Annotated in this window: 1 protein-coding gene and 1 pseudogene; both read left to right on the plus strand. The window is 66.4% G+C overall.

Annotated features, from left to right (window positions below; translation table 11 throughout):
• On the plus strand, positions 1-1,513 hold a 1,513-nt coding region (gene pstA / locus ACIP0B_RS28450; RefSeq protein ID WP_400838531.1), incomplete at its 5' end, for a phosphate ABC transporter permease PstA.
• Positions 1,514-1,644: 131 nt separating this feature from the next.
• Positions 1,645-1,766, plus strand: a pseudogene (locus ACIP0B_RS28455) (phosphate ABC transporter ATP-binding protein); the annotation flags it as partial.

Consider the following 1,766-nt stretch of genomic DNA (forward strand, 5'->3'; position numbering starts at 1 on the left):
CGCCAGCTACGACGTGCCGGGCCAGGGCAAGCACCTGGTCATCGGCGAAGTGGTGCAGAAGGAAGAAGTGCCCCGCGCCCGCCTCAAGAGCGCCGGCCTGCCGGTGCCGGACGAAGGCCCGGAGTTCATGACCCGCGAGCTGATCAAGGTCGGCAACCGTGACCTGAACGGCAACGACTTCACCTGGACCGTCGGCGAGTGGCTGAACGACCAGACCACGCCGGTGGAGCTGATGGCCATCGAGCGCCGCGAGTGGGGCAACTTCTACGGCTACCTGGTCAACGTCAAGCAGGACGGCAAGGTCATTGCCGAAGGCGAAGCCGCGTGGCCCGAGCTGCAGGCGCGGATCGACCGGGTGAACAAGCTCGCCGCCCAGCTCAAGACCCTGGAGAAGGTCGACATCGGCGCGATCAACGCCGGCCTCGAACGCATCCGCCTGCACGGCCGCAAGCTGGAGCTCGAAGGCAAGCTCGACCCGGCCGCGCAAGCGGACATGGACGCCGAGCGCGCCGAGCTGAACGCCCGTTACCAGGACGTCGAGGCACGCCTCTCCGACCTGCACGCGCAGTTCAACCGCGACGCGCTGACCGCCCGCGACGCCAACGGCAAGGAAGTCGAGATCGGCCTGGGCAAGGTGGTCCACGCCTACCAGCCGAACGCCATGGGCACCTTCACCAAGGTCGGCTTCTACTTCAGCAAGGTCTGGGAATTCCTGTCGGACGACCCCCGCGAAGCGAACACCGAAGGCGGGATCTTCCCGGCGATCTTCGGCACCGTGATGATGACCCTGATCATGGCGATGATCGTGACCCCGTTCGGCGTGCTGGCGGCGGTGTACCTGCGCGAATACGCCAAGCAGAACACCCTGACCCGGGTGATCCGCATCGCGGTGAACAACCTGGCGGGCGTTCCGGCGATCGTCTACGGCGTGTTCGGCCTGGGCTTCTTCGTCTACGTGCTGGGCGGCTCCCTCGACCGGCTGTTCTTCCCTGAAGCGCTGCCGGCGCCGACCTTCGGCACGCCGGGCCTGCTCTGGGCGTCCCTGACCCTGGCGCTGCTGGCGGTGCCGGTGGTGATCGTGGCCACCGAAGAAGGCCTGGCGCGCATCCCGCGCACCGTGCGCGAGGGCTCGCTGGCCCTGGGCGCGACCAAGGCCGAGACCCTGTGGAAGATCGTCCTGCCGATGGCCAGCCCGGCGATGATGACCGGCATGATCCTCGCCGTGGCCCGGGCCGCCGGCGAAGTGGCGCCGCTGATGCTGGTGGGCGTGGTGAAACTGGCGCCGTCGCTGCCGGTGGACGGCAACTACCCGTACCTGCACCTGGACCAGAAGATCATGCACCTGGGCTTCCACATCTACGACGTCGGCTTCCAGAGCCCGAACGTCGAGGCCGCGCGGCCGCTGGTGTACGCCACGGCGCTGCTGCTGGTGCTGGTGATCGCGGTGCTCAACCTGTCGGCGGTGTGGATCCGTAACCACCTGCGCGAAAAATACAAGGCACTGGACAGCTGATTTCTTCTGTAGGAGCGAGCCTGCTCGCGATGGCATCACCGCGGTTTCCTGGACGGACCGCAGCGCCTGAATCGCGAGCAGGCTCGCTCCCACAAAAAACGAACCGAATTTGTTAGCACAGGGGATCTCCCATGCAGCACGAAACACATACCCACGGCATCAACATGTCCGCCCTGGGCCGCGACAAGCAGAGCCTGAACCTGGAACAGGAAACCGTGGCCATCGAAGTGCCGGGCCTGAGCCTGTTCTACGG

The organism is Pseudomonas sp. NPDC089534 (genome assembly GCF_044749305.1).
Lineage (GTDB): Bacteria > Pseudomonadota > Gammaproteobacteria > Pseudomonadales > Pseudomonadaceae > Aquipseudomonas > Aquipseudomonas ekonensis.